The 20,242-nt window shown below is 69.0% G+C and carries 15 protein-coding genes; 7 read left to right on the top strand and 8 right to left on the bottom strand.

What is annotated here, in order from left to right; all coding sequences use genetic code 11:
* Positions 1 to 180 precede the first annotated feature (180 nt).
* From ACFVDI_RS24255 to ACFVDI_RS24270, 4 genes are all read left to right on the top strand, one after another.
* On the top strand, positions 181 to 1,506 hold the full coding sequence (locus tag ACFVDI_RS24255; RefSeq protein ID WP_378911339.1) for an MFS transporter: 1,326 nt from the start codon (positions 181 to 183) through the stop codon (positions 1,504 to 1,506).
* Positions 1,507 to 1,822: 316 nt separating this feature from the next.
* Positions 1,823 to 3,538, top strand: coding sequence for a collagen binding domain-containing protein (locus ACFVDI_RS24260; RefSeq protein ID WP_378911340.1), 1,716 nt, complete (start codon positions 1,823 to 1,825; stop codon positions 3,536 to 3,538).
* Between the two features lie 111 nt (positions 3,539 to 3,649).
* Positions 3,650 to 4,591, top strand: coding sequence for an alpha/beta fold hydrolase (locus tag ACFVDI_RS24265; protein ID WP_378911341.1), 942 nt, complete (start codon positions 3,650 to 3,652; stop codon positions 4,589 to 4,591).
* A 67-nt stretch (positions 4,592 to 4,658) separates the two neighbouring features.
* Positions 4,659 to 5,633: a 2-hydroxyacid dehydrogenase gene (locus ACFVDI_RS24270; RefSeq protein ID WP_378911342.1), complete on the top strand. Its 975-nt coding sequence runs from the start codon at positions 4,659 to 4,661 to the stop codon at positions 5,631 to 5,633.
* On the opposite strand, the gene ACFVDI_RS24275 is transcribed toward ACFVDI_RS24270, so the two are convergent.
* The 4 genes from ACFVDI_RS24275 to ACFVDI_RS24290 form a co-directional block, all read right to left on the bottom strand.
* Positions 5,584 to 6,876 (bottom strand): hemolysin family protein, encoded by a 1,293-nt coding sequence (locus tag ACFVDI_RS24275; protein WP_378911343.1) that lies wholly within the window; start codon positions 6,874 to 6,876, stop codon positions 5,584 to 5,586. The genes ACFVDI_RS24270 and ACFVDI_RS24275 overlap by 50 nt on opposite strands.
* A 90-nt stretch (positions 6,877 to 6,966) precedes the next feature.
* Complete coding sequence (locus tag ACFVDI_RS24280; protein ID WP_378911345.1) at positions 6,967 to 9,276, bottom strand: FdhF/YdeP family oxidoreductase; 2,310 nt, start codon at positions 9,274 to 9,276, stop codon at positions 6,967 to 6,969.
* Positions 9,277 to 9,301: 25 nt separating this feature from the next.
* Entirely contained in the window at positions 9,302 to 11,119 is a 1,818-nt protein-coding gene (locus tag ACFVDI_RS24285; RefSeq protein WP_378911346.1) for a BCCT family transporter, read from the bottom strand.
* 145 nt (positions 11,120 to 11,264) lie between these two features.
* Positions 11,265 to 11,723: a RidA family protein gene (locus ACFVDI_RS24290; RefSeq protein WP_378911347.1), complete on the bottom strand. Its 459-nt coding sequence runs from the start codon at positions 11,721 to 11,723 to the stop codon at positions 11,265 to 11,267.
* Between the two features lie 121 nt (positions 11,724 to 11,844).
* On the opposite strand from ACFVDI_RS24290, the gene ACFVDI_RS24295 reads away from it, so the two are divergent.
* Together ACFVDI_RS24295 and ACFVDI_RS24300 are read left to right on the top strand one after the other, a co-directional pair.
* A complete protein-coding gene (locus ACFVDI_RS24295) occupies positions 11,845 to 13,125 on the top strand; it encodes an anthranilate synthase component I family protein (RefSeq protein WP_378911348.1) in 1,281 nt (426 codons plus the stop codon).
* 46 nt (positions 13,126 to 13,171) lie between these two features.
* Positions 13,172 to 13,846: a GntR family transcriptional regulator gene (locus tag ACFVDI_RS24300; RefSeq protein ID WP_378911350.1), complete on the top strand. Its 675-nt coding sequence runs from the start codon at positions 13,172 to 13,174 to the stop codon at positions 13,844 to 13,846.
* 59 nt (positions 13,847 to 13,905) lie between these two features.
* On the opposite strand, the gene ACFVDI_RS24305 is transcribed toward ACFVDI_RS24300, so the two are convergent.
* From ACFVDI_RS24305 to ACFVDI_RS24315, 3 genes are all read right to left on the bottom strand, one after another.
* Positions 13,906 to 15,072 carry an FAD-binding oxidoreductase gene (locus ACFVDI_RS24305; protein ID WP_378911352.1) on the bottom strand — a complete coding sequence of 389 codons (1,167 nt, stop codon included), beginning with the start codon at positions 15,070 to 15,072 and terminating at the stop codon, positions 13,906 to 13,908.
* Positions 15,073 to 15,091: 19 nt separating this feature from the next.
* On the bottom strand, positions 15,092 to 16,342 hold the full coding sequence (locus ACFVDI_RS24310) for an SRPBCC family protein (RefSeq protein ID WP_378911353.1): 1,251 nt from the start codon (positions 16,340 to 16,342) through the stop codon (positions 15,092 to 15,094).
* A gap of 266 nt (positions 16,343 to 16,608) precedes the next feature.
* Entirely contained in the window at positions 16,609 to 17,349 is a 741-nt protein-coding gene (locus tag ACFVDI_RS24315; RefSeq protein WP_378911354.1) for an IclR family transcriptional regulator, read from the bottom strand.
* A 280-nt stretch (positions 17,350 to 17,629) separates the two neighbouring features.
* Between ACFVDI_RS24315 and fdhA the strand changes: the two genes are divergently transcribed.
* A complete protein-coding gene (gene fdhA, locus ACFVDI_RS24320) occupies positions 17,630 to 18,841 on the top strand; it encodes a formaldehyde dehydrogenase, glutathione-independent (protein ID WP_328529350.1) in 1,212 nt (403 codons plus the stop codon).
* 74 nt (positions 18,842 to 18,915) lie between these two features.
* Here fdhA and ACFVDI_RS24325 read toward each other — a convergent pair whose 3' ends face one another.
* Entirely contained in the window at positions 18,916 to 20,241 is a 1,326-nt protein-coding gene (locus ACFVDI_RS24325) for a bifunctional folylpolyglutamate synthase/dihydrofolate synthase (protein WP_378911355.1), read from the bottom strand.
* Between the last annotated feature and the right edge of the window lies 1 nt (position 20,242).

Here is a 20,242-nt window from a genome sequence, read left to right on the forward strand (position 1 = left end):
GACCCGCCCTCCGGCAGGTCGGCGGCCTCGGCATGCCCAGAGCACGATTACACCCAGGGCGGGTATCAATGCCATCCAGATTTGGTGTTGGACGTGCAATGGCGCGGGTTCTTAGTGTGAACGCGGTCACACAGCATTCCGGTGCGTGACGACACACAACCCCCCGGAGGAGCAGTCCCCATGACCCAGTCAACGCGCGTCCCCGACGAACGGATGGCCCGCAAGGCGGGCATCGCCGCCTTCGTCGGCACCACGATCGAGTGGTACGACTTCTACATCTACGGCACCGCGTCCGCGCTGGTCTTCGGGCCGCTGTTCTTCAGCAACGCCGAGCCCGCCGTCGCGACCCTGCTCTCCTTCGCGACCTTCGCCGTCGGGTTCCTCACCCGGCCCCTCGGCGGTGTCGTCTTCGGCCACCTCGGCGACCGGATCGGCCGCAAGCGCTCGCTGATCCTGACCCTGCTGCTGATGGGTGTCACCACCGTCGGCGTCGGCCTGCTGCCGACGCACGCGGCCATCGGCGCCGCCGCGCCGGTGCTGCTGATCATCCTCCGACTGCTGCAGGGCCTGGCCGTCGGTGGCGAGTGGGGCGGCGCGGTGCTGATCGCGACCGAGCACACCCGCGCCGACCGCGGCTTCCTCTTCGGGGCCTTCGCCCAGCAGGGCTCCCCCGCCGGCCGGATCCTGGCCACCCTCAGCTTCCTCGCCGTGACCGGCCTGCTCCCCGACGACGCCCTGCTCGAGTGGGCCTGGCGACTGCCGTTCCTCGCCTCTGCCGCGCTGGTCGTGGTCGGACTCGTGATCAGGCTCAGCCTGGAGGAGTCCCCGGCGATGAAGGAGCTCCACGAGCGCAACGAGGTCGTACGCGTCCCGGTGGTCGAGCTGTTCCGCACCAACTCCCGCGAGCTGACCCTCGGCGTCTTCGGCATCCTGTGCGTCTTCGTCGTCGTCTACGCCCGCGACACCTTCGCGCTCGCCTGGGCGACGACCCACCTCGGCTTCGAGAAGGACTCCTTCCTCACCATCATCCTGATCGCCAGCGTCGTGCAGTTCTTCGTGCAGCCGTTCGGCGCGATCCTCGCCACCCGCTGGAACCCGCGCACCCTGGTCACCGTCCTGCTCGCCCTCGAGATCCCCGCCCTCGCGCTCATGTTCGTGCTGATGGGCACCGGCAACTGGACCCTGGCGATGCTCGGCGCGGTGATGGCCACGATCCCCGACGTGATGTTCTACGCCGTCATGGCCGGCATGCTCGCCCAGGCGTTCCCGGCCCGGGTCCGCTACACCGGGATCTCGGTGACGTACGGCCTCTCCGGGGCCCTGTGCGGAACCACGCCGATGATCCTGCAATGGCTCCTGGACACCTCCGGCAGCATCGCGGTGCCGGTCGCCTTCGGCGTCGTCACCACCGTGATCTCCCTGGTCTGCTCCCGCGCGCTGCTCGCCCGTGGCGCCGCGGAGTCGGAGGGCGCCGACGACGCGGCGAGCGTTCCCGCCGCCCGCTGAGCGCGGGTCACCGCGGAATCCTCGGTGGCGATCGACCGGACCGTCGCCGACCGCGAGGGCCCGGTCGATCGCATCGGGCCACCCCGGCGGGGGCGCCCGGCAGTTACCCGATCTTCGGCATGCGCAGACACCCCGGACGGGATAACGATCGGATAACGAGGAACGAGCGTCGGGCCCCCAGACGACGCCCTCGCACCTCTGGAGCAAACATCCGTCCAGGCCGCAGCCGCACGCGCCGACGGGAGCCCGCATCTGGGAAGCGGGCCCACCCTCCCACGTAGACAGCGACCGCGAGGTCTCTGAAAGGGGACACGCCATGCGCTCGATACCGAGCCCGCTCATACCTCGCGCCCGTAAGCCGAGGTTCTTCAAGAAGTTGGCGGCGCTGTGCGCCACCGCCCTCGTCGTCACGACACTCGTCTCCTCCGGCGCCTCGGCGTCCCACCCCGAGGCCAGCCTCGCCGGCAGCAACTTCGAGATCGACGTCGACGCCAACCTCAAGGTCGACGACCCATCGCCTTCCACCGACTGGGCGGGCGTCAACGAGATCCGCGCGACCGACAAGGTCAACGGCACCGGCGACAACTCCTACGCCGGCGGCGTCAAGGAGGACACCTCGTGTCCGAGCGAGGTGACCGACTCGATCCCGCCGAACAAGAGCGACCTACTGAGCTTCCACGTCTTCCGTGAGGCCGGCACCGGATCCCACCCCGGATTCCTGAACCTCGCCTGGAGCCGCGTCAGCGACCCGAGCGGCACCACGCTGATGGACTTCGAGTTCAACCAGTCCAGCACCAAGTGCGCCTCCGGCCCCAACGTCGTACGCACCGCTGGTGACCTGCTCATCGAGTACGCCATCGACCAAGGTGGCTCCCGGGCCGACATCACCGCTCGCCGGTGGACCGGCTCCGCCTGGGGTCCGACGACCGACCTGGACGTGCCCTCCGCCACGTGCGGCGGTGCTCCCTGTGCGGCTGGCACCATCAACTCCTCGACCATCCCGGCCGCCGACTCCGACGGGCTGATCACCTCCGGGTCGAAGCAGGCACGGACCTTCGGTGAGGCACAGATCGACCTTCGACTCCTGTTCCAGCCCGACAAGTGCGCCTCGTTCGGCAGCGCGATGCTGAAGAGCCGCTCCTCGGACTCCTTCACCTCGCAGCTGAAGGACTTCGTGGCCCCGGTCGGGATCAACCTGCAGAACTGCGGCCAGGTCATCATCCGCAAGCAGACTCAGCCGGACGAGGACCCGAACTCGACCGAGTTCGGCTACACGAAGTCGTTCGGCACCGATCCCAGCTCGGCGAACACGTTCACGCTCAGGGACGACGGGGTCAAGGACTACGGCAAGACCGTTCTCTTCGGCAGCGGCTACACGGTCGTCGAGGACGTGATCCCGACGAACTGGGCCTTCGTCGGCGTGAACTGCGATGCCAGTACGGGGGTCACGCCGAGCATCGACGGCGCGACCGTGACCTTCGCGATCGACAGCGACACCGACGTACTCGACTGCACCTACACCAACCGGCTCCAGCTCGGAGCGCTGAAGATCCTGAAGAACAGCACCAAGGGCGGAGCGGTCGCCAACGCCGGGGCGGTCTTCTCCTACGACGGCACCAGCGTGACCGACAACGGCACCGGTGACGAGGATCCCGACGTCGGCGAGGTCTGCGTCTCCGGCCTCGCGCTCGGCGACTACGACGTCACCGAGACGTCGCCGCCGCCCGGCTACGCCGATGCCCCCGGAGGTGCGCAGAACGTCACCGTGGTCACCGGCACCAACTGCACCGACAACCAGCCGACCGGTGCGGCGGTCGCGACGTTCACCAACGCGCCGCTCGCAGACATCCAGGTCAACTTCCGTGACGGCGGCTCGGGCGAGACCAGCCTGACGTCGCTGACCTGCGAGAACACCGGCACCACGCCGGACACCGGCACGGCAAGCGGCTGGGACGACACGGTGACCCATGAGGGCATCGCGATCGACCCGTCACCGCGGACCATCACCTGCACCATCGTGATCGATCCCTGATCCCTCACCTCACCCCGTCCGCGGGGCCGCCCGATCCACCGGGCGGCCCCGTCGGCATGGTCGCGGCGCGGCCGCAACATGCTCGAAACCGAGGGCAGCTAGCGTGCAGGCATGACGCGGGCGATCGTGGAGCAGTCGCGGGTGATCCACGGCTACAGGCGGGCGTACCGCATCGGCGGCGAAGGCTCCGCGATCCTGTTCATCCACGGCATCGGCGACAGCTCACGGACGTGGGAGGACGTGCTGCCCCTGTTCGCCGAGAACCACCTGGTCATCGCCCCGGACCTCCTCGGCCACGGCGACTCCGACAAGCCGCGCGCCGACTACTCGATCGGCGGGTTCGCCAACGGCATGCGCGACCTCCTGGCCGTGCTGGACGTGGAGCGGGTCACCCTCGTGGGCCACTCCCTCGGCGGAGGCGTCGCGATGCAGCTCGCCTACCAGTACCCCCATCTGGTCGAGCGGATCGTGCTGGTCTCCAACGGCGGCTCCGGGCGGGGTGTCTCGGCCTGGCTGCGCCTCGCGACCCTGCCGTTGGGTCCGGAGCTGCTCACGCTGTTGCGGCTGCCGATCTCGCGGATCGGGTTCTCCGCCTCCCTCGCGCTGCTACGCCGCCTGGACCACGACCTCGGCGTCGACGCCACGGACCTGGCCCGGATCATCGACGCGCTGCCCGACGCCCGCTCCCGTCAGGCCTTCGCCCGGACGCTGCGCGCGGTCGTCGACTGGCACGGCCAGGTCGTCACGATGCTCGACCGCAGCTACCTGGTCGAGGACATCCCGACGCTGATGGTCTGGGGCGACCGCGACGGAGTCGTCCCGTTCCGGCATGCCGGGCAGGCACGGCTGGCGATGCCGTACGCGTCCCTCGACGTGTTCCACGGCGCCGGCCACTTCCCGTTCCGCTCCGACCCCGGGCGCTTCGTGATGACCGTCGAGCAGTTCATCCGCAGCACCGCACCCGCCACATGGGACCACGATGCGTGGCAGAAGCGGCTGCGCACCGGCCCCGAGCCGGAACCCGATGCGTCACGGCATCGAACGATGCCGTGACGATCTTGGACGTGCGTCGCGATCGCTACCTAGCCTCGTGAGGGTCATCCGAACGACAGGAGAACCCGTGAACCGCCGCATCCTCCAGGTAGGACCGCTCAAGCCGTCGCTGGCCGCCACCCTCACCGACCGCTACGACTCACTGGTGCTGCCCGAGGACGACACCCGGGCCGCGTTCCTCGACGAGCACGGCCCCTCGATCGGTGCCGTGGTGACCACCGGGCGCACCGGCGTACCGGCCGACCTGATGGCGCAGCTGCCCGCGCTCGGCGCCGTCATCAACTTCGGGGTCGGCTACGACACCACCGACGTCGAGGCCGCGGCCGCGCGCGGGGTGCTGGTCTCCAACACCCCGGACGTGCTGACCGACTGCGTGGCCGACACCGCGATCGGCCTCGCCATCGACACCCTGCGCCGGCTCAGCGCCGCCGACCGGTTCGTACGCCGCGGCGACTGGCCGCTGGCCGGCAACTTTCCGCTGACCCGCAAGGTCTCGGGCAAGCGGGTCGGCATCCTCGGCCTGGGCCGGATCGGCCGGGCGATCGCGACCCGCTTCGAGGCGTTCGGGTGCCAGGTCTCCTACCACTCCCGCCACGAGGTGCCCGGCTCTCCCTACCCCTACGCCGCCTCGCCCGCCGAGCTCGCCGCCGACGTCGACATCCTGGTGCTGGCCACCTCCGGCGGCAGCGGTACGCAGCACCTCGTCGATCGCAAGGTGCTCGAGGCGCTCGGGCCCGAGGGCTACCTCGTCAACATCGCGCGCGGCTCGGTGGTGGACCAGGACGCGCTGGTCGAGCTGCTGCTCGAGGGCGGCATCGCCGGTGCCGGGCTGGATGTCTTCGCCGACGAGCCGACGGTCCCCGCGGAGCTGATGGGCCTGGACAACGTGGTGCTCCTCCCCCATCTGGCCAGCGGCACCGTCGAGACCCGTGCTGCCATGGAGCAGCTGACCCTGGACAACCTCGACCGCTGGCTCGCCGACGGGACCGTGCTCACTCCGGTGCCGGAGGTGTCACCTCGGGGTGCAGCGCGATCTCGGTGATCCGGTTGCCGTTCCGGGCGGCCACCTCCAGGGTGACACCCGGAAGCGCCAGCACCTCTCCGACCTGCGGGATGTGGCCCAGCCGCGAGATGAGGTAGCCGGCGACGGTCTCGTAGACGCCGTCCTCGAGCTCGATACCGGTGGTGTCCGCGAAGTCCTCGATGGTCATCGCCCCGTCGACCCGGGACAGGTCGCCGTAGTCACGGATGCGGGCCTCGCCGTGGTCGTACTCGTCGCGGATGTCACCGATCATCTCCTCGACGAGGTCCTCCAGGGTCACGATGCCGTCGGTGCCGCCGTACTCGTCGACGACCATCGCCAGGTGGGTGCCACCCTCGCGCATCGTGGCGACCGACGGGATCACCCGCTTGCTCCCGGGCAGTGCCAGCACCGGACGGCAGATATCTCGGATCGTGCGCTGGTCGGTCGCGTCGACACCGAGCAGGTCGCGGACATGCAGGAAGCCCAGGATGTCGTCGAAGCCCTCACCGGTGACCGGGTAGCGGGAGTAGGGCAGGTCGCGGACCGCCTCGGCTGCCTCGGGAAGCGGCATCGAGGCCGGCATGAAGGTGACGTCGCCACGTGGGCGCATCACCTCCTTCAACGTCGTCTCGGTGGTGGCGAAGACGTCGCGGAGGATGCGGCGCTCGTCCTCCTCGAGGTCCCGGTTGGTGGAGACCATCTCGCGCAGCTCCTCCTCGGAGACCTCCTCGGCCGAGGCCTTGGGGTCGCCCCCGAGCAGCCGCACGACGGCGTCGGTGGAGACCGAGAGCAGCCAGATCACCGGTCGCATCACGCTGGCGAAGCGGTCCAGCACGGGCGCGACGGCCAGCGAGATGCCGGCGGCCTTCTGCAGCGCCAGCCGCTTGGGCACCAGCTCGCCCAGCACCAGGGAGAGATAGGCGATGAACAGGGTCAGCACGATCAGCGCCACGGTCTCGGCGAGCGCCTCGCCCAGGCCGAGGCGCTCGAGGTAGGGCGCGACGTCGGGCGCGATCGTCGACCCGCCGTAGGCCGCGGAGAGGAAGCCCGCGACGGTCACGCCGATCTGCACCGCGGCCAGGAAGCGGTTGGGGTCGCGCGCGACCTCGGCCACCCGCGCCCCGCGAGAACCCTGACGCTCCATCGCGGCCAGCTGGCTCTCCCGCAGCGACACCAGCGCCAGCTCGGTCGCCGCGAAGACACCGCCGACCAGCACGAAGACCAGCACCAGCCCGAGCGCGAGGAATGTCTGGCTGTCCATCAGGCCCGCTCACCCTTCGCGTCGATCGAGGATGAGCGGTAGGAACTTCGAGGCCTCTTCACGAGTACGAATCTACAGCCACGTCGCGCGTCAGCCCGACTCCGCTCCGGCGCCCTCGAGGCGAACCACGACCCCCTTCGACGTCGGGGTGTTGCTGCCCTCCGCGACGCTGTCGAGCGGCACCAGGACGTTCGTCTCCGGATAGTACGCAGCCGCCGACCCCCGGCTCGCCGGATAGGCGACCAGGGTGAACCCGGGTGCCCGCCGCTCCACCCCGTCCTCCCACATGCTGACGATGTCGACGCGGTCGCCGTCGGCGAACCCCAGCTCGGCGATGTCGGCCGGGTTGACCATGACGATGCGACGCGCGTGATGGATGCCGCGGTAGCGGTCGTCCATCGCGTACGGGATGGTGTTCCACTGGTCGTGGGAGCGCAGCGTCTGCAGGATCAGATGGCCCGGCGGGGCCTCCAGCCAGGTCAGGTCGTTGCGCGTGAAGACGGCCTTGCCGCTCGGGGTGCGGTAGACACCGGAGTTGACCGGGTTGGGGAGGACGAACCCGTTCGGGTCCTTGATCCGCTCGTTGAAGTCCTCGAACCCGGGCACGACCCGGGCGATCCGGTCGCGGACCCGGGCGTAGTCGGCCTCGAAGTCCGCCCAGCGGATGCCGTGACGGTCACCGATCGTGGCCTTCGCCAGACGCGAGACGATCGCGACCTCGCTCAGCAGGCTCTCCGAGGCCGGCGGGAGCTTGCCACGCGTCGCGTGCACGGCGCTCATCGAGTCCTCGACGGTGACGAACTGCTCGCCGCTCGCCTGGACATCGATGTCGCTGCGGCCCAGTGTGGGCAGGATCAGGGCGGTCTCACCGACCACAGTGTGGGAGCGGTTGAGCTTGGTGGAGACCTGGACCGTCAGCCGGCACTTCCTCAGCGCGGCCTCGGCGACGTCGCTGTCGGAGATCGCCCGCACGAAGTTGCCGGCGACGCCCATGAAGACCTTCGCCCTGCCGTCCCGCATCGCACGGACGCCGTCGACCGAGTCGAACCCGTGCCTGCGCGGCGGGTCGAACCCGAACTCGGCGCCCAGCGCGTCGAGGAAGGAGTCGGGCATCTTCTCCCAGATGCCCATCGTCCGGTCGCCCTGCACGTTGGAGTGACCGCGGACCGGGCACACACCGGCCCCGGGCTTGCCGATGTTGCCGCGCAGCATGAGGAAGTTGACCACCTCGCGGATGGTCGGCACCCCGTGCTTGTGCTGGGTCAGCCCCATCGCCCAGCAGACGATGACCGAGCGGCTGGCCAGCACCTGCTCGTGGACGGCCTCGATCTCCTCCCGGGTCAGACCGGTGGCCTCGAGCGCCTCTTTCCAGGTGATGGTGCGGGCGTGCTCGGCGAAGGCGTAGAACCCGGTCGTGTACTCGGCGATGTACTCCCAGTCGAGCACGCCGCCGCCCGCGTCCTGGTCGGTCTCGAGCAGACGACGGTTGAGCATCTGGAACAGCGCGAGGTCACCGCCGGGGCGGATCTGCAGGAACTGGTCCGCGATCTCGGTGCCGCGACCGACCACGCCACGGGCCTTCTGCGGGTTCTTGAACCGCATCAGGCCAGCCTCGGGCAGGGTGTTCACCGCGATCACCCTGCCGCCGCGCTGCTTGGTCTCCTCCAGAGCCGACAGCATCCGCGGGTGGTTCGTGCCCGGGTTCTGCCCGACCACGAACACCAGGTCCGCGTTGTAGATGTCCTCGAGCTGGACGCTGCCCTTGCCGATCCCGAGCGTCTCGTTCAGCGCCGAGCCGCTCGACTCGTGGCACATGTTCGAGCAGTCCGGCAGGTTGTTGGTGCCGTACGCCCGGGCGAACAGCTGCAGCAGGAAGGCGGCCTCGTTGTTGAGCCTGCCCGAGACGTAGAACATCGCCTCGTCGGGAGAGTCCAGGCCGTTGAGCTCCTCGCCGATGGTGCGGAACGCGTCCTCCCAGGTGATCGGCTCGTAGTGGGTCGCTCCGGGCCGCTTGACCATCGGCTCGGTCAGCCGGCCCTGCTGGTTGAGCCAGTAGTCCGACCTCCCGTCGAGCTCCTCGACCGAGTGCCGCGCGAAGAACTCGCGCGTCACCCGGCGCGAGGTCGCCTCGTCCGCGATGTGCTTGGCACCGTTCTCGCAGTACTCGTTCTTGTGCCGGTGCCCGGGCTCCGGCCAGGCGCAGCCCGGGCAGTCCATCCCGCCGGCCTGGTTGAGGTTCAGCAACGTCAACGCCGTACGCCGCACCGACGTCTGCGTCAGCGAGTACTCGATCGCCTTCCGCACCGCCGGCACTCCGGCGGCCCACGTCTTCGGCTCGGTGACGCTGAGCGCGTCCACCGGATCTTCCACGGAGTACGCGCCGTCCGCGTCTCGCTTCACCACAACCGCTCCTTCGGGACTCGTGCTAACCGGCCGACCTGGGCAGCTCGGCCTCCTCGCCGGCCTCCTCGACCAGCTCGTCGAGCTCGTCGTCGAGCTCGTCGTTCAGCTCGTCGGCGGGCGCGTCGGGATCGCGCGAGACCCTGATGACGAAGTCGTCACCGTGCTCCGAGACCCCGTAGACGACCGCCTGCTCGACCGCCCGGGAGGCGTACTCGGCCCGCACGACCAGCGGATCCTCGCGGAGATCCTTCACCAGGGAGACGCACAGCGCGATCATGACCAGCACGAACGGCACGGCCGCGACGATCGTGATGGTCTGCAGCCCGCTCAGCGCGTCGGAGCCACCGACCAGGAGCATCACCGCGGCGACCGCGCCGGTGGCGACGCCCCAGAAGATCACCGTCGGCTTCCCCGGCTCGATGGAGCCGCGCTCGGAGAGCGTGGCCATGACGATCGATGCGGCGTCCGCGCCGGAGACGAAGAAGAGCGCCACCAGGATCATGACCACCACGCTCGCCACCGTGGCGAGCGGGAAGGACTCGAGAGTGGTGAACAGCTGGGTCTCGACGCCACCTGCCCCAGCGATGTCGACACCGTCCAGCTGCAGGTCGATGGCCGCGCCACCGAACACGGCGAACCAGGCAAGGCTCACCAGCGACGGGACCAGGAGCACGCCGGTCACGAACTGGCGGATGGTCCGGCCACGCGAGATCCGGGCGATGAACATGCCGACGAAGGGGGTCCAGGAGAGCCACCAGGCCCAGTAGAAGACCGTCCAGCTCGACAGCCACGAGGCCGTCTCGGACCCCTCGGCCGACGTACGCGCCGACATCATCGCGACCTCCTGGAAGTAGCTGCCGACGGTCGTCGGGACCAGGCTGAGGATGAAGACGGTCGGACCGGCCACGAAGACGAACAGGGCGAGCCCGACGGCGAGCACCATGTTGATGTTGGAGAGCCACTGGATCCCCTTGGCCACGCCCGAGACCGCTGAGAAGACGAATCCGATCGTGAGCACGGCGATGATCGCGACCAGGATGCCGTTGCCGGTCCGGCCGAGACCGCCGACGATCTCGAGCCCGCTGCGGATCTGGAGCGCACCCAGCCCCAGCGACGCGGCCGACCCGAAGAGCGTCGCGAAGATCGCGAGCATGTCGATGACCTTGCCACCGGCACCGTGCGCGTGACGTCCGAGGATGGGCTCGAAGACCGAGCTGATGAGCAGGCCGCGGCCCTTGCGGAAGACGCTGTAGGCGATCGCCAGCCCCACCAGGGCGTAGATCGCCCAGGGGTGGATCCCCCAGTGGAAGAGGGTCGTGGCCATGGCCGTCTGGATCTTCTCCGACTGGCCGTCGCCGACCGAGCCCGGAGGAGGTGAGATGTAGTGGCTGATCGGCTCGCTGACGCCGTAGAAGATCAGGCCGATACCCATGCCGGCGCTGAACATCATCGTGACCCACGAGACCGTACGGAACTCGGGCTCCTCACCGTCCCGGCCGAGCGGGATGTTGCCGAACTTGCCGAACGCCAGCCACAGCACGAACCCGACGAACGTCGAGGCCGCGGTGACGAACAGCCACCCGAGGTTGGCCATCACCCAGGACAGCGACTTCCCCGACACCGTCGCCAGGGAGTCGGTGCTGACGAAGCCCCAGGCCAGGAAGCCGATCGCGATGACCGCGGTCACGCCGAAGACGACACGGTCGAGTCCCCCGGCGTTCTTGGCGGGTTCCTCGGGTGGACAGTCGAGGGCCGGGTGGGTGGCCCCGCTCTGGCCGAGGGACTTGTGGCGCGGGGATACAACCGGCGAAAGGTCTCCGCCGTCTGCAGATGATCTCATGACGCACTCCGATCGAGAGCTCTTGGGATGAGCAGCATCTGGTGGTGCCATCGAGGCTCCGGGTGGCGGCACTTCAGTGGGGCGCTACGCGGTCAGACGCTGATATACTAGTCACCTTATATGTGATGCATCACACAGGCAAGGGTCAGATCTCGACGACGAGCTCGAGCTCGACCGGCGAGTCCAGAGGCAGCACCGAGACGCCGACCGCGGAGCGCGCATGCCGCCCCGCGTCGCCGAAAACGCTGCCGAGAAGCTCCGAGGCACCGTTGGCCACCAGAGCCTGGTCGGTGAAGAGCGGGCCGGAGGCGACGTACGCCACGACCTTGACCACGCGCTTCACCTGCCCGAGATCGCCGATCTCGGACCTGATCGCGGCCAGCGCGTTGAGCGCGCACCATTGCGCACACGCCTGGCCGTCGGCGAGACCGAGAGTGTCACCCACCCTCCCGCGGGCGATCAGCTCGCCATCGCGGATCGGCAGCTGCCCCGAGGTGAAGACGAGTGCCCCCGCGCGGACCGCCGGCACATGGGTCACGACGGGCGGCGCGGTCTCGGCGACGGTCAGACCGAGGTCGAGCAGCGCAGCGCCCGGGGCGAGCACCGCAGCACTCGACCTCCGGGGACTCAACAGCCGCAGAACCCTGCTCCCTCGATCCGACATGGCCGGCACACTAGCACTGATATACTAGTTGTCGATACGTTGACTTTCAGGAAGCGGACGCATGATCCAGGCACTGGCGCCGACCGCCACGGACCTGTTCGCCGAGATGGCGAGCACCCGTCCGCGCTGCTTCTGGCTGGACGCCGGACCCGGGGACGGGACAGCCCACCGGCCGATCATGGGCGCTCTGAGCGACGACGACGTCTCGCTCACCTACGACGCCGCTCGGCGCGAGGTGCGCCGACATGCAGGCGGAGAGTCCAGCCTGGTCGGCACGGACATCTTCACCGTCCTCGAGGACGAGCTCGCCCGCACACCACCGGACGAGATCTGGGTCGGCTACCTCGGCTACGCGTGTCGCCCGGACCTTCCGGCCCGGGCACGCCGTCCAGGACAGTCTGCGATGCCCGACGCGGTCTGGATGCGTACGCGGCACCCGATTCCCGTCGAGCCACCGGTGTCACCTCCGGCGGGCCCGGCTCGACACCGGGCGGCGCGGCCCGCCGGCGAGACCCCGGATGCCTACACACGAGCCTTCGACGAGGTGCAGCGAGAGCTGCGGGCCGGCAACACGTACGAGGTGAACCTGACCCACCGGATCCAGGTGCAGGACGATGTCGACCCCGCCGTCGCCTACCTGCGGCTGCGCGAGCTCAACCCCGCCCCCTACGCCGGCTTCATCCAGCATCACGGCTTCCGGCTGCTCAGCTCCTCGCCCGAGCGCTACGCCGCGATCGACCGCGACCGGACGATCGAGACGCGGCCGATCAAGGGCACCACCCCACGCGGGAAGAGCGCCGCCGAGGACGACGAGCTGCGCCGCGACCTCGCCTCGAACCCCAGGTTCCGCGCCGAGAACCTGATGATCGTCGACCTCCTGCGCAACGACCTGGCGATCGTGTGCGAACCCGGCTCGGTGACGGTCCCCTCGCTGATGGCGGTCGAGTCGTACGCATCGGTCCACCAGCTCGTCACGACCGTGCGCGGCCGGCTGCGTGAGGACGTCACCGGCATCGGGGCGCTGCGCGCCCTCTTCCCCGCCGGCTCGATGACGGGCGCACCGAAGCGCCGCACCATGGAGATCATCGGACGCGTCGAGACCACCGCCCGCGGCGTGTACTCCGGCGCCTTCGGATGGATCGCGCCCGACGGCCGAGCCGATCTCGGCGTCGTCATCCGGAGCCTCACCACCACCGGCGACGGCACCTGGGAGCTCGGCACCGGAGGCGGGATCACCGTCCACTCCACCGCCGCGGACGAGTACGCCGAAACCGGCTGGAAGGCCGAGCGACTGCTCCGGATGTTCGGCCCGCCGCTACAGAAGACTGATGTATCAGACTAGGATGGTAAAAACGCACAGGCCGGAACGGACAGGTGGACACGACTCAATGACGGTTGACGAGATCCTGGCATCGACGGCGAACCCGCCCGCCACCTCACTCGCCGAGCAGGCCTACCTCTACATCCGCGACCGCCTGGTGATGCTCGACATCCGCCCAGGGGCGCCGATCAACGACGGCCAGATCGCGGCCGCCATCGGCATGGGCCGCACCCCGGTCCGCGAGGCGATCAAGCGCCTCGAGGCCGACCACCTGGTCCACTCCTTCCCGCGCCGGGGCACGTTCGCGACGACCATCGACGCGACCGAGCTCAGCGCGATCGCCGAGATCCGGCGCCAGCTCGCGCCCTTCGCGTCCCGCGCCGCCGCGGAGCGCGCCACCTCCCAGCAACGCGAGCAGATGCGCGACCTCGCGGCTCAGATCGGCAAGGGCAAGCTGGGCGACGGCGACCGCACCGCGCTGATGCAGGTCGACAAGGCCGCCCACAGCCTGATCTACCGGTCCAGCGGCAACCCTCACCTCGAGGACATCCTGGTCAGGTACGACAACCTCGCCATCAGGATCTGGTGGATGGTGATCGACCGCCTTCCCGATCTGGCCCACCACGTCGTCGAGCAGGCTCAGCTCCTCAACGTCGTGGCCGACGGTGACGCCGACCGGGCCGAGAAGCTCACCCTCGAGCACATCGGCAGCTTCGAGCGCGAGATCCGCCAGGTCCTCTGACGCCGGCGGTGGCTGCCGGATCGGGTCGCCGACCCGACAGCCACCGGCGCTGCTCCGCTTCAGCAGTCCAGCTGGATGTCGCCCAGCGGCTTGGAGCAGCAGATCAGCACCTTCTGGTTGGCGACCTCCTTCGGCCGGATGCCGCCGTTGTGCTTCATGTCGACCTCACCGGAGAGCATCGACACCTTGCAGGTCCCGCACATGCCCTGGCCGCAGGCCGACATCGGACGCATGCCGGCGGCGATCGCCGCCTCCAGGATGGTCTCGTCCGGACCACAGGTGATCATCTTGCCGCTGCGCGCGAACTCGACCGAGAACCCGGCGGCGGCCTCCTCCTCGGATCCCTGCTCGATCGGCGGCGCGGCTGTCGGAGCAGGCACCTGTGGAGCACCGAAGTCGAAGCTCTCCTCGTGGTACTTGTCCATGTCGTAGTCGAGCTCTTCGAGCAGCGACTTCGCCGAGGCCATGTAGCCCGCCGGACCGCAGATGAACGTCTCGCGCTCGTTGAGGTCAGGGGCCAGGATCTCGAGCACGGGCTTGGAGATGCGTCCCTGCAGCCCCATCCAGCGCTCCGTGGGAGCATCGCCCTCACAGATCTCCACCACCCGCAGGTTCGGCATCAGCCGCGCCATCGCCTCGAGCTCACCGCGGTAGATGATGTCGGCCGGCGTCCGAGCGCTGTGGACGAAGAGGATGTCCGCCTCGGACCCGAGGTCGTAGAGCGTCCTCGTCATCGACAGCACCGGGGTGATGCCGCTCCCGGCCGAGAGGAAGAGGTACTTCGGCGCGTCCTCCTCCGGCAGGACGAACGCACCCGCCGGGGCGTGCATCGAGATCCAGTTGCCGGGCTCGAGGTTGTCGTGGAGCCAGTTCGACACCACCCCGTCGGGCACCCGCTTGACCGTGATGGCCAGCCGGTCGGGCCGGGTCGGCGGCGAGGCGATCGTGTAGCAGCGCGTCATCAGCTCGCCGTCGATCTCGACCCGGATGGTGATGAACTGGCCCGCCTCGAAGTCGAAGGGACGTCGCTCGGGGGTCGTGAAGACGAAGGTCTTCACGTCATGGGTGACCGCCAGGACCTGGCTGCACACCAGGTCCATCACGTCGCTCTCGGCCCAGCAGGGCTCCAGCATCCGCCGGCTGCGTACGGGCGCGGGGCGACCGTTCTGCAGGCCGAACGAGTTGGGCTCCGACACCTCGGGGATGTCGGTCTCCATGATGGTCATGTCTCCTCCCGGACTCCGGCTAGGCGTTGGCTTGGATGCGTTGGACGTACCAGGTGACGAATGCATCGACCTCACCCTCGACCTCTGAGTACGGACCAGGTACGTAGCCCGGGTCCGTCACTCCGCGCTGGGTGCCCTCGACCAGGACCCGGTCCTGGTCGTTGGTGGCACGCCAGACGGAGGTGAGCGACTCGACCGAGTAGTCGACGCCCTCGACAGCCTCCGGGTTGACCAGCCAGGTCGTCCGGACCAGGGTCCGGTCGACGGCGAGCGGGATCACCGAGAAGACGACGGCGTGGTCACCGAGGAAGTGGAACCACGAGTTGGGCTGCATGTGCAGCGACAGGTCGCCGAACCGCGGGTCCTCGATGGACCCCATCAGCTTCGCGCAGAGCTGCTGACCGTCGGGGCCGAACGAGGCGCCGGCGCCGTCGAGCGGGAGATGGGAGATCTGGAACCCGGTCGCCTTGCCCTCCAGCTGGCAGACGTCCCCGTTCGGGAAATCGATGACCTCGCGGGCCTTCTCCAGCTCGGCCTGCGCCTCCTGGTAGCGCTCGAAGACCTGCTGCAGGCGGGGCGGCACGTCCTCGGCCTCGTAGCGGCTGATCGGGAAGTACGCCGTGAGCAGCTCCGGGTGCGAGGCGTCGCAGTGGTGACACTCGCGGTTGTTCTCCATCACCAGCTTCCAGTTGCCCTCCTCGACGATGTCGGTCTGGTGGGCGATCTTCGCCGAGGCGAGGCCGTAGGGCTTCAGGTAGGGCTCGATGAGCTCACTGACCTCGTCGAAGTCGGCCGGCGGCTCGTCGGCCAGGCAGAGGAAGACCAGCCCGCCGACCGCGCGGACGTTGACCGGCTTCAGCCCGAACTTGCCGTACTCGAACGTGTCGGCCTGCGACTCGGCGAAGATCAGGCTGCCGTCGACCCGGTAGGTCCACTGGTGGTAGGGGCACACGATGTTGCCGATCGAGCCGCAACCCGAGTCGAGCAGCCGAGACCCGCGGTGGCGGCAGACGTTCCGGAAGGCGCGGACGTTCTCGTCGTCGTCGCGGACGACGATCACGGAGTGGGGTCCCAGGTCGACGGTGACATAGTCGCCGGGGTCCGGGATCTCCGCCTCGGCGACCGCGAAGATCCAGTGCTGACCGAAGATGAGATCGAGGTCCTGCTCGTAGATCTCCGGGCTCGTGTAGAAGGGCGCCTCGAGGCCGAAGCCGGCTGCTCGCTCGTCCGCCAGGGACGCCAGCTCCACAGGCGTCGTTTCGATGCTCATTCGCGTCACGTTGATGTCTCCCACGCTCAAACCGGGCAGATTTCCGGGTTCAGATACGGCGGTCCGCCAGACAGTGGTTGTTTCACCCTGCACAACTACTGCGTAGCGTGAAACGATTCTGCCGCGCTGAAGAAGACGCTGTCAACGGGTCGATCTGGTTCGCCCGCAGGATTTACATGCGCTTCACGACGCACGCGAAGTGGCCCGCACGCACGATGCATGCGGGCCACTTCGGGGTGCCGATTCGTCGCCTCGGCGGGCGCAGATCACTCGGCCTTGGGGAAGCCGTTCCGCTCGGAGATCGCGGCGGCGGCAGCAAGCACGTGCTCGGCCAGCTCGGGTGCCTTCTCAGGGGTGATCCGGAAGGACGGACCGGAAGCCACCACGGCGGCGATCACCCCGCCACCCAGCGAACGGATCGGCGCAGCCACGCCGGTGAGGCCGATCTCGTGCTCGTCCACGGAGAAGGCGTAGCCCAGCTCCCTGACCTCGGCGAGCTGCGCCTCGAGCCTCGCAGGGTCGACGACGGTCTTCTCGGTGTAGCGCTCGAGGCCACCCTCGAGGATCTTCCGACGCTCCTCTGGCGGCATGGTCGCCAGGAAAACCTTTCCGGAGGCGGTGGTGTGCAGGGGGCTCCGCTGACCGACCCAGTTGACCGAGGTGATCTCGGCACTCCCGATCACCTGGTCGATCGTGATGGCCTCCTCACCGTCGTTGATGACGATGTTGACGGTCTCGCCGACCGCGTCGGCCAGCGCCATGCAGATGGGCCGGCTGGTGACCGAGATGTCGTGCTTGCGGGTCGCGCCGGCGGCCAGCTGGATGACGCCGTAACCGAGCTGATAGTGCCCGCGAGTCGCGTTCTGCTCCACCAGTCCGCGCGCCTCGAGCGTCGCCAGCAACCGGAAGACGGTGGACTTGTGCACCCCCAGTTCCTCCGAGATCGGGGTGACACCGACAGCCCCCCGACGGGCGAGCACCTGGAGGATGGAGATGGCTCGGTCCACTGAGTGAACGGTCGTGCTCCGTGTTTCGCTCGTGTTGCTCATGCTGAAACAGTATGCCTCCCTTGCAGATTTTGCTTTCGGCCACCCACTGCCGGGCAGCCGCCGCGCCCGCCCCGGAGACCGCCTCACGAGCCTCTGAAATCGATCGGATCAGGTCTTGATGCCGGCCCCTTCGACGGTCTAGTTTGTTTCATATAGCGCTGCTGTTTCGCTATGAGAAACACCCTTGCAACCTGAGTACGCCGGACGCCCCCATCCGGGGGCAGGAAGAAGAGACGCCATGGCAGACAACAGAGTCGTCGTCTACAAGGGGCCGGGAGAGGTGGCCGTCGAGACCATCGACTACCCGAAGCTGGAGCTCCCCCAGGATGTCGTCAGCGGTCTCGGCATCAAGCGTGCGGCACCGCACGCGGTGATCCTCAAGCTCGTGACCAGCAACATCTGCGGCAGCGACCAGCACATGGTGCGCGGCCGGACGACCGCCCCGGTCGGCCAGACCCTCGGCCACGAGATCACCGGCGAGATCGTCGAGATCGGCGACGACGTCCTCTTCCACGAGGTCGGCGACATCTGCTCGGTCCCGTTCAACATCGCGTGCGGTCGTTGTCGCATGTGCAACGAGGGCAAGACCGGGATCTGCCTCAACGTGAACCCGGCGCGGGCCGGCGCGGCGTACGGCTATGTGGACATGGGCGGCTGGCTCGGTGGCCAGGCGGAGTACGTCATGGTCCCGTTCGCCGACTTCAACCTGCTGAAGTTCCCCGACCGCGACCAGGCCCTGGAGAAGATCCTCGACCTGACGATGCTCTCCGACATCTTCCCGACCGGCTACCACGGCGCCTACACCGCCGGTGTCACCACCGGGTCGACGGTGTACGTGGCGGGCGCGGGCCCGGTCGGGCTCGCCGCGGCGTACTCGGCCCAGCTGCTCGGCGCCTCGACCGTCATCGTCGGCGACATGAACGCGGACCGGCTCAAGCAGGCCGCCAGCTTCGGCTGCGAGACCGCGGACCTGTCCTCCGGTGACGCCCTGGCCGACATCATCGCGGACATCCTCGGCGAGCCGGTCGTGGACGCCGCGGTCGACGCGGTCGGCTTCGAGGCCCGCGGCCACGGCCGCGACGCCGCCGAGCAGCCCGCCACCGTCCTCAACGACATCATGGATGTCGCACGTGCCGGCGCCTCGCTCGGCATCCCCGGTCTGTACGTGACGGGCGACCCGGGCGCCGTCGACGACGCCGCCAAGCAGGGCCAGATCGGCGTCCGCCTCGGCCTGGGCTGGGCCAAGTCACACACGTTCGTGACCGGCCAGTGCCCCGTCAAGCAGTACAACCGCCAGCTGATGAACCTGATCCTCGCCGACAAGGCCCACATCGCCGACGCCGTCAACGCGAAGACGATCAGCCTCGACGAGGCCCCCGCGGGCTACGCCGCCTTCGACCAGGGCGCGGCGACGAAGTACGTCATCGACCCGCACGGCATGGTGAGCTGACGCCACCGGACAGCATGACGGTTCTGCCCCTGGCCTCGAAGGCCAGGGGCAGAATCTTTTTCACGGGGCCGACTTCACAGGCCCAACAGACCGCGCGCCTCTCCCACGGTGACGACGGAGCCGGTGACCAGCACCTGAGCTCCGCCTTCCTCGGCCAGCGCCGAGGCCGTCCGGACGGCTTCGAGGAGAGCATGGCCGAGATGCCCGATCTCCACGACCCGATCCGAACCCAGAACGGCTCGTGCGGCGGCACCGGTGTCCTGGGCCGACAGCGACCGCGGGCTGCTGTTCCGCGTGCAGATCATCGTGGTCACCACGGGCTCGAGCTCGGCGAGCATGCCGGCCAGGTCCTTGTCGCCCATCGCGGCGACCACGGCGACGGTCGGTCGGCGGCCCAGGTCGGCGAGGCCTGCTGCCAGGGCCCGGGCGCCGTCGGGATTGTGGGCGGCGTCGAGGACCACCGTCGGGGTCCCGGGCAGCACCTCCAGCCGGCCGGGCGATCTGGCCGACCCCAGCGCCCGTCGCAGTACGTCCAGCGGGATCGCTGCCTCCAGGAGGGCCTCGACGCTAGCGATGGCAACCACCGCGTTGTGCGCCTGGTGGAGCCCGTGCAGGGACAGCGGGATCTCGGGATAGTGACCCGCGAGCCCGTCGACCGAGACGACCTGACCCTCGGCAGAGGCCCGGCGGCCGCGCAGCCCGAAGTCACGCCCCTCGACCATGAGCCTCGCCAGGTGCGCGTCGGCGTGGGCCCGGAGGAGCTGCTCGACCTCGGGGGTCTGGCGAGCCGTCACGGCCACCGCGCCGGGCTTGATGATCCCGGCCTTCTCGGCGGCGATGTCGAGCCTGGTCGGCCCGAGATGGTCGACGTGGTCGAGGCCGATCGGGAGGATCGCGGCGACCTCGGCGTCGATGACGTTGGTCGCGTCCCACATGCCACCCATGCCGACCTCGACCGTCGCCACGTCGATGTCGGCGGCTGAGAACGCCTGGTAGGCCATGGCGACGGTCATCTCGAAGAACGACAGCGGTGTGGCACTCTCCCGGTCCACCGCGTCGGCCGCGGGCAGGACGTCGAGGTAGGCCCGGACGAACGCGTCGGGCGGGATCAGTCCGCCGTCGATGCTGATCCGCTCGCGGATGTCGGCGAGATGGGGACTGGTGAACCTGCCGACGCTGGAGCCCAGCTCGAGCAGGATCGCCTCCACCATCCGCGCGGTGCTCGTCTTGCCGTTCGTGCCGGTGATGTGGATCGAGCGGTAGCCGCGCTGCGGCTGGCCGAGCGCGTCCGTCACCGCGCGGATGCGCTCCAGCGAGGGAGCGATGCGGGTCTCGGGCCAGCGGGCGAGGAGCCGGCGCTCCACCTCGGCGACATCGAGGTCGATGGTTGTCTCGGTCACA

The organism is Nocardioides sp. NPDC057767 (genome assembly GCF_042798275.1).
In the GTDB taxonomy this organism is placed as follows: Bacteria; Actinomycetota; Actinomycetes; order Propionibacteriales; family Nocardioidaceae; genus Nocardioides.

Coding starts and splice junctions, on each gene's coding strand:
- ACFVDI_RS24275 (WP_378911343.1), bottom strand. CDS start 6,876: ATGGACAGCCAGACATTCCTCGCGCTCGGGCTGGTGCTGGTCTTCGTG.
- ACFVDI_RS24310 (WP_378911353.1), bottom strand. CDS start 16,342: ATGAGCATCGAAACGACGCCTGTGGAGCTGGCGTCCCTGGCGGACGAG.
- fdhA (WP_328529350.1), top strand. CDS start 17,630: ATGGCAGACAACAGAGTCGTCGTCTACAAGGGGCCGGGAGAGGTGGCC.
- ACFVDI_RS24295 (WP_378911348.1), top strand. CDS start 11,845: ATGATCCAGGCACTGGCGCCGACCGCCACGGACCTGTTCGCCGAGATG.
- ACFVDI_RS24260 (WP_378911340.1), top strand. CDS start 1,823: ATGCGCTCGATACCGAGCCCGCTCATACCTCGCGCCCGTAAGCCGAGG.
- ACFVDI_RS24255 (WP_378911339.1), top strand. CDS start 181: ATGACCCAGTCAACGCGCGTCCCCGACGAACGGATGGCCCGCAAGGCG.
- ACFVDI_RS24300 (WP_378911350.1), top strand. CDS start 13,172: ATGACGGTTGACGAGATCCTGGCATCGACGGCGAACCCGCCCGCCACC.
- ACFVDI_RS24285 (WP_378911346.1), bottom strand. CDS start 11,119: ATGAGATCATCTGCAGACGGCGGAGACCTTTCGCCGGTTGTATCCCCG.
- ACFVDI_RS24305 (WP_378911352.1), bottom strand. CDS start 15,072: ATGACCATCATGGAGACCGACATCCCCGAGGTGTCGGAGCCCAACTCG.
- ACFVDI_RS24265 (WP_378911341.1), top strand. CDS start 3,650: ATGACGCGGGCGATCGTGGAGCAGTCGCGGGTGATCCACGGCTACAGG.